Source organism: Streptomyces sp. LS1784, from assembly GCF_020103755.1.
Lineage (GTDB): Bacteria > Actinomycetota > Actinomycetes > Streptomycetales > Streptomycetaceae > Kitasatospora.
Genome location: NZ_JAHSQD010000426.1, coordinates 1 through 7,030 on the forward strand (window position 1 = coordinate 1; position 7,030 = coordinate 7,030).

The following is a 7,030-nucleotide window of genomic DNA, read 5'->3' on the forward strand; positions in this document are numbered from 1 at the left end:
CGCCGCGCCGCCCGCGGCGAGATCGACCTGCGCCGCACCCTGCGCCGCTCGCTGACCACCGGCGGGGTGCCGCTGCGCCCCGCCTACCGGCTGCGCCGCCCGGCCCGCCCCGAGCTGGTGCTGCTGTGCGACGTCTCCGGCTCGGTGGCGGGCTTCGCCGACTTCACCATGCTGCTGGTGCAGGCGATGAGCGAACAGTTCAGCAAGGTCCGGGTGTTCGCCTTCGTCAACCGCACCGCCGAGGTGACCGGCCTGCTCCGCGGCGGCGACGACCCGGCGCGCCTGGCCGCCCGCATCCTCACCGGGGCCAAGGTGACGGGCTACCACGGCAACAGCGACTACGGCTCCGCGCTCGGGGAGTTCGCGGACCGCCACCTGGACGCCGTCGGCCCGCGCACCTGCGTGCTGGTCCTCGGCGACGCCAGGAACAACCGGCGCGACCCCAACCTGGACGCGCTGCGCCGGATCGCCGGCCGGGCCCGCCGGGTGTTCTGGCTCAACCCCGAGCAGCCCTCGCTCTGGCCGACCGGCGACTCCGCCGCACTCGCCTACGCGGGCGTGGTGGAGATGCACTCCTGCCGCAACGCCCGCCGCCTCGGCGAACTGATCGCCCGGCTGCTGCCCGTCTGACGCCCGGCGGGCCCACCGGTCGCGGCCCTCGGCGGGCGGCCGCGACCGGCACGGCGAGGGCCTACCCGTCCAGGTGCGCCAGGAAGTCCAGCAGTGCCTCGGTGACCTCGGCCGGGCGCTCCTGCTGCGTCCAGTGCCCGGTCTCCGGCAGCCGGACGTGCCGGTGCAGTCCGGGCGTCAGGTTCTTCAGCAGGTACTCGACCGCCTCCGGCGCGATCATCGCGTTCACCAGGTCCTGCTCGCCGACCACGTACAGCGCGGGCACGTCGATCCGCCGGCCGATGAACGCCGCCATCAGCTCGCTGTTCCGGTCGATGTTGCGGTACCAGTTGAGGCCCCCGGTGAAGGCGCGCTCGCCGTGCCGGGCGTAGTCGGCGGCGAACGCGTCGAGGTCCGCGTCGGTGAGCCAGTCCGGCAGGCGCTCCGGCTCCGGCACGGTGTCCAGCAGCTTCTTGCCCTCGGGGACGACCCACGGACGCGGCTCGCCGTCGGGCTGGACGCCGCAGAAGATGCGGCGCAGGCTGGATTTCACGTCGGCCGCCAGCTCGGCGTCCGCCCGGCCCGGCTCCTGGAAGTAGATCTGGTAGAAACCCTCGCCGAAGGTCTCCCGGGCGGTCGACAAGGAGCCGGGCCCGGCCGGCAGCGGCGGCACGCTCAGCCCGGCCACCCCGCGCACCAGGTCCGGCCGCAGCGCGGCGGTGGCCCAGGCCACCGGCGCGCCCCAGTCGTGCCCGACCACGACCGCCCGCTCCTCGCCGAGCGCGCCGATCAGCGCGGTCACGTCGCCGACCAGGTGCAGCAGGGTGTAGGCGTCCACCCGCTCGGGCTGCTCGCTGCGGGCGTAACCGCGCTGGTCCGGCGCGACGACCCGGTAGCCGGCCTCGGCGAGCGGCGCGAACTGGTGGCGCCAGGAGTACCAGCTCTCCGGGAAGCCGTGCAGCAGCAGGACCAGCGGGCCCTCACCCTGCTCCGCGTAGTGCAGCCGGACGCCGTTCACCTCGGTCTCGCCGTGCTTGATCGCCTGGTTCAACTCTCCACTCCCCGTCCGCCGGAAACATCCCTTCACCCCCGACCCTGCCCAGCCGGCCGCCCTCGGAACCCCGTCGGCTTCCGGCCACCGGAAGCAGCCGAGGCCGCCCCGGAGTTCCGGGGCGGCCTCGGCCTCAAGCGGACTGACGTGTCGTCAGTTCACGGTGTAGCTGTACGGGATCGCCGCGAGCACCGAACCGGTGGTGTTCAGGACGTTGTTGGCGGTGGCCACGCCGGTCGGGCCGGACACCAGGTACAGCACGCCCTTGACGGTGCTGCCCTTCGGGCCGGTCGGCGTCAGCGTCACCTGGAGCGAGCCGGTGGCGCCGGGGGCGACGGTCACCGGGGTGGCGGCCGCGGCCGAGGCGTTCACCGAGGCGGCGTACGGGTCGCCGGTGCTGGAGGTCAGCGCCGGGTCGAAGGCCTGGGTGTGCGCGGTGGCCGTGATGGTGGAGGTGCCGGCCGGCGCACCGCCGTTGCCGAACGGGCCGATCTGCTGGACGAAGGTGCCCCAGGTGCCGGGGACGACCGGCTGCTCGGCGGTGCCGTTGTCGGTCACGACCGAGACGGTCGAGCCGTCCTGGGCCTTCTTCAGGTCGCCGAACAGGTCCGGCGAGCCGGCGGTGGCGCTCAGCTCGATCTGCGCCGGCGTCGAGGACGCCGCCACGGCCTTGAGCCGGTCGGTGCCCGGCGGCACCAGGAAGGACGGCACCGTGGAGCTGAGGCTCAGCGGCAGGCTGACGGTCGCCGAGGCGCCCTGCGGCACCAGCGGCAGGTCCACCCGGCGGTCCAGCCGGCCGTCGGCCGCGATCCGCTGGGTCGCGACGGTGTTGTTGGTGTAGTTCACCTGGACGGTGACCGGCTTGCCGGCCGCCAGCCGGGTGCGGGCGTCGTTCGGCAGACCGGCCGCGGTGGCCTGGTTCTGGTTGAACGCGACGGTGCCGGTGAAGTCCTGGGCGAGCTCCTGGCCGCTGACCGGGCCGAGCACGTTCAGGACGAACCGCCAGCGGCCGGCGGCCGGGTTGACGGCGGTGGCCGAGACCCCGTTGCCGGCGCCGGCCAGGTTGCCCTGGGCGTCGAACTGCCCGTTGCCCTCGATGTCGACCGGGGTGCCGTTCGGGCTGATCAGCGCGCCCTGCATGAGCAGCTTCGAGTCCTTGCCGACGGTCAGGCCGACCCGCAGGTCCTTCTGGCCCTTCGGGACGTCGAAGGCGTACGAGAAGCTCTGCGTCGGCGAGGCGCTGCGGGCGTTGCCGCCGGTGATGGTGCCGGTGAAGGTGCCCTTGCCCTGGTTGACCGGGACGAGGCTGCGCAGCACGACCGGGACGCTGGTGGTGTTGCCGTTGGAGCTGGAGACCAGGACGGCCTCGCTGGTGTCGCCACTGGTGGCCGGGGTGGTGAGCTGGACCTTGAGGGTCTTGGTCTGGCCCGGCTTCAGGTCGGTGGTGCTCGGGCTCACGGCGCCGGCCGGCACCGCGCGCTGGGTGGCGGTGCCCAGCTGGACCGCGCCGCTGTAACCGGCCTTGCCCGCCGGGGTGTAGAGGATCGCGGTCCACTCGCCGGCCACCGGGTGCGGGACGTCCACCAGGCCGAAGTTCGCCGGGGTGGCGCCACCCTGCGGACGGGTGTTGGTCTCGAAACGGCCCGACGGGTCGAGCAGCGTCATGCGGACCACCGGGCCGTTGGTGACCGGGTTGGGCGCGCCCTGCCAGGCGATCGAGGCCGCGAGGCGGTCGGCGCCGGCCGGGACGGTGAACTTGACCTGCTTCTGGACCCAGTCCGCGCCGTTGGTCGCGTACTTGAAGGTGTCCTTGGAGGACGGGTCCAGCTGGACGGTCTGCTGGTTGCTCGACTGCGGGGCGAAGCTGCGGGTCGCGGCGCTCACCGTCTGGGTGCTGTCACTGGTGTTGGTGACGGACACGTCGGCGGTGTGGGTCGAGCCGGGGGCGCCGGCGATGTCGACCTGGCCGGTGTTGACCACGACGGTCTTCGCGCCGTCGGTGCCGTCCCCGTCGTCGTAGCCGCGGGCGGCCTCGACGGCGGCGCGGACGTTCAGCAGGCCGGCGCCCTGCTCCTCGGCCGGCACGCCGAGGTCGGTGGCGGTGCCGGTGAGGAACTTCTTCACCAGCGCCGGGGACGGCGAGTCGCCGCCGTGGGTGTCCCGGTAGGCCTGGATGACCAGGGCCGCGGCGCCGGTGACGAACGGGGCCGACTGGCTGGTGCCGCCGAACGGCTGGATCGGCGAGGGCTGCCCGTTGTAGCCCGTGCAGTCGGTGTACTTGCTCGTGTCGGGCGTGCACAGCGCCCAGTCCGACTCGCCCGGCGCGACCAGGTCGACCGTCCGGCCGGCCTGGGTGAAGCCGCCCGAGGAGAGCGCGGAGATGCGGTTGTCGCTCCAGGTCTTGTTGGAGAACCGGGAGGCCGCGTAACCGGTCTGCTGGTAGTTCTGGTTGTCGGTGGACGCACCGACCGCGATGACGTACGGGTCGGTGGCCGGGGTGCCGATCGTGCCGCTGATCCCGGCGTCACCGGTGGAGACGGCGACGGTGACACCGGCCTTGACGGCCTGCTCGTTGAAGAGCGAGATGGTGTCGTGCGCGCCGCTGTCCGGGGTGACGTTGCCGCCGAAGGACTCGTTCAGCACGTCCACGTGGGCGACCCGCACCGCGTAGTCGATCGACTGGAGGATCGAGGAGTTGGACATCATCTCGCCGCCGGCCTTCAGCGCGACCAGGTCGGCGTCCGGGGCGAGGCCGCGGATGCGGATGTTGCAGCCGGCCGGGAGCGGGTGCGAGGAGTTGACGAACTTGGAGACGTCGTAGACCTGGCGGCCCTGGGCGATGACCGCCGAGGCGTCGCCGAAGGCCTCCGCCGCGCCGGTCGGCGCGTCCCAGCCGTCGCCCGCGAAGTCCTGGTAGTCGACCACGGCGTGCGAGCCGTCGGCCCGGATGAAGTCCGGGTTGTTCGGGTCGAGGCCGTCCGCGATGTAGGCGACCTTGACGCCCTTGCCGGTGGCCAGGTCCTCCACGCCGGGCTTGCCGTTGCCGGTGACGGCCCGGGTCGAGTACAGGCCCTCGGGCTCCAGCAGCGGCTTGCTCGGGTCGGAGGGGCAGACCGTGTTGGTCGCGTTCTCCTCGGCACTCTGACCGTTGCTGCCCGAAACGGCCTGCGGAGCGGCGTCGGCCTTGGGCGCCTTGGCGTCGGCGGCACCGGCGGCGTCCTTGGCCGTCTTCGCCTTGCCGGCTGCCGCCGGGGCGACCTGGACCTGGGCGTCCGCCACCACGGCGGAGACGGCCGGGTCCGCCTGGAGCTGGGCGCGCAGGGCGGGGCTGACCGTGGCCGAGAAGGCGTTGCCGACCACGAAACTCTTGATGTCGGTGCCACCGCCCGCCTTGACCTTGTTCAGCAGCGGCGCCTGCGCGTCGGCGGCCTTCTGCTGCCGGGCGCCCAGGTGGCCGTGGTCGGCCGGGGCGTCCGCGATCTGGTCCTTCAGGATCACGATCACCGGCACCGGAGCCCCGTCCGCGGACGCCGCCTGGGCGTTCTGCGGCTCGGGGACCGGGGCCGCGCCGGCGATGGTCCCGAGGCTCAGGACCATGGACGCGGCGGTGACCGTGACGGCGGCTGCTAGCTGGGTTTTCCGCCAGCCGATCATATAAATCCTCTCGTCAGATGGATAGCTGACGCATTCCAACGCACCCGAGAGGATCACGACAAGGGGGTAAATCCCCATCAGAAAGTAAAGTTGACCATCAATCAGTAAAATTCACGGAGGAAATCGGGCCGAATCCGCATCTTTCAACCGATCGACCCTTGCCGGAACCGGGCGGCCCGCCAGGGGAAGGGCGGTGACGGACTCCTTTCCCGCGCCACCGCCCGGCGAAACGGCCGCCCGGCTCCCGTCGAGGCGGCCGCCCGGCCCGGTCAGTACCCGGCCACCCGCTCCTGAGCGTCCGCCAGGTCCTCGGCGGTGGGCGCGTCGTCCTGGGTCAGCCGGTGGCGCCAGTAGCCGGTGAAGTCGATGTTCTCCTTCGGCACCCCCTGCCGCTCGACCAGGTGCCGACGGATCGTCCGGACCGCCCCCGCCTCCCCGGCCAGCCAGACGAAGGGCTCACCCTCCGGCAGCACGGCGTCCCGGAACGCCTCGGTCAGCACGGTGCCCGGGGCCACGCCGTCGCGGTACAGCCACTCCACCTCCAGGTCGGCGCGGCTCTCCAGGTCCTGACGTTCCGCCCGGTCCGCGACCTCGATCCACGCGCAGACCCGCTCCCCCTCGGGCAGCGCCTCGACCAGGGTCGCGAGCGCCGGCAGCGCGGTCTCGTCGCCGGCCAGCAGCACCCAGTCGGCGGCGGCCGCGGCCTCGGTGAACGCGACCGGCGGGGCGTACAGCGCGGAAGGGCCGACCATCCCCAGCCGGTCCCCCGGCGCGGCCCGCAGCGCCCAGGCCGCGGCCGGGCCGGTGTCGCCGTGCAGCACGAAGTCGACCTCGACCAGCCGGGTGCCGGGCCGGCGGCGGCGCAGGGTGAAGCTGCGCATCACCGGGCGCTCGGCCTCGGGGATCGCCAGGTAGGCCTGGTACCAGCCCATCGGGTCGTCCTGCCGGGCGGGCAGCACCGGCTCGCGCTGCCCGGGGCGCGGGAAGCAGAGCTTGAGCTGCTGGTCAGGCGCGGTGCCGACGGTGTCGGGCAGTTCCTCGGCGGCGAACGCGATCCGGGCGGTGCGCGGCGTGATCCGCCGGACCTCGACAACCTCGACGAAGGTGACGGGCAATGTCATCGCGAAACCCCTTCGGTTGGTAACCTTACGGCATAAAGAGTTGCCGTCGAATGACACTTTACGCCATAAGGAGATGCCGGATGACCGTCTACGCCGGGCAGGGAGACGCCCATCGCTCGCTCGCCCTGCTCTGGGGTGCTCCCGAGGAGCCGCGCGCCGGGCGCAGCGGCCCCAAGCCGGGCCTGAGTGTGGACGCGATCGTGTCCGCCGGAGTCTCGGTGGCCGACGCCGAGGGCATGGCCGCGCTGTCGATGCGCGCCGTGGGCGAACGGCTCGGCCGCACCGCGATGGCGCTCTACACCTACGTGCCGGGCAAGGCCGAACTGCTCGACCTGATGCACGACCGGGCACTCGCCGAACTCCGCACCGAACCGCCCGGTGGACTCCAGGGGGCCGACGACTGGCGGGAAGCCGTCACCGCCTGGGCCGAGGAGCTGTACGCCTGCTACCTGCGCCACCCCTGGGTGCTCCAGGTCTCGCAGGCCCGCCCGGTCCTCGGCCCCGCCGAACTCGCCGCGATGGAGGCGCTGCTGCGTGCGCTGCGGCCGGCCGGCCTCCCGCCGCGGCGGTTGCGCGGGGCGGTCGCCGCGCTCTG

5 protein-coding genes are annotated in these 7,030 nt (G+C 73.1%); 2 read left to right on the forward strand and 3 right to left on the reverse strand.

Annotation, left to right across the window (positions count from 1 at the left end; genetic code table 11):
- Positions 1-630 (forward strand): VWA domain-containing protein (locus KS423_RS33445; protein ID WP_224283512.1); only part of this gene is annotated, 630 nt, incomplete at its 5' end.
- Positions 631-691: 61 nt separating this feature from the next.
- On the opposite strand, the gene KS423_RS33450 is transcribed toward KS423_RS33445, so the two are convergent.
- From KS423_RS33450 to KS423_RS33460, 3 genes are all read right to left on the reverse strand, one after another.
- Positions 692-1,660, reverse strand: a complete 969-nt coding sequence (locus KS423_RS33450; protein WP_224283513.1) for an alpha/beta fold hydrolase — start codon at positions 1,658-1,660, stop codon at positions 692-694.
- A 153-nt stretch (positions 1,661-1,813) separates the two neighbouring features.
- Positions 1,814-5,314: a S8 family serine peptidase gene (locus KS423_RS33455; RefSeq protein ID WP_224283514.1), complete on the reverse strand. Its 3,501-nt coding sequence runs from the start codon at positions 5,312-5,314 to the stop codon at positions 1,814-1,816.
- A gap of 269 nt (positions 5,315-5,583) precedes the next feature.
- Positions 5,584-6,435: a siderophore-interacting protein gene (locus KS423_RS33460; protein ID WP_224283515.1), complete on the reverse strand. Its 852-nt coding sequence runs from the start codon at positions 6,433-6,435 to the stop codon at positions 5,584-5,586.
- Positions 6,436-6,515: 80 nt separating this feature from the next.
- Between KS423_RS33460 and KS423_RS33465 the strand changes: the two genes are divergently transcribed.
- The coding region (locus KS423_RS33465) for a TetR/AcrR family transcriptional regulator (protein ID WP_224283516.1) at positions 6,516-7,030 on the forward strand (515 nt) is incomplete at its 3' end.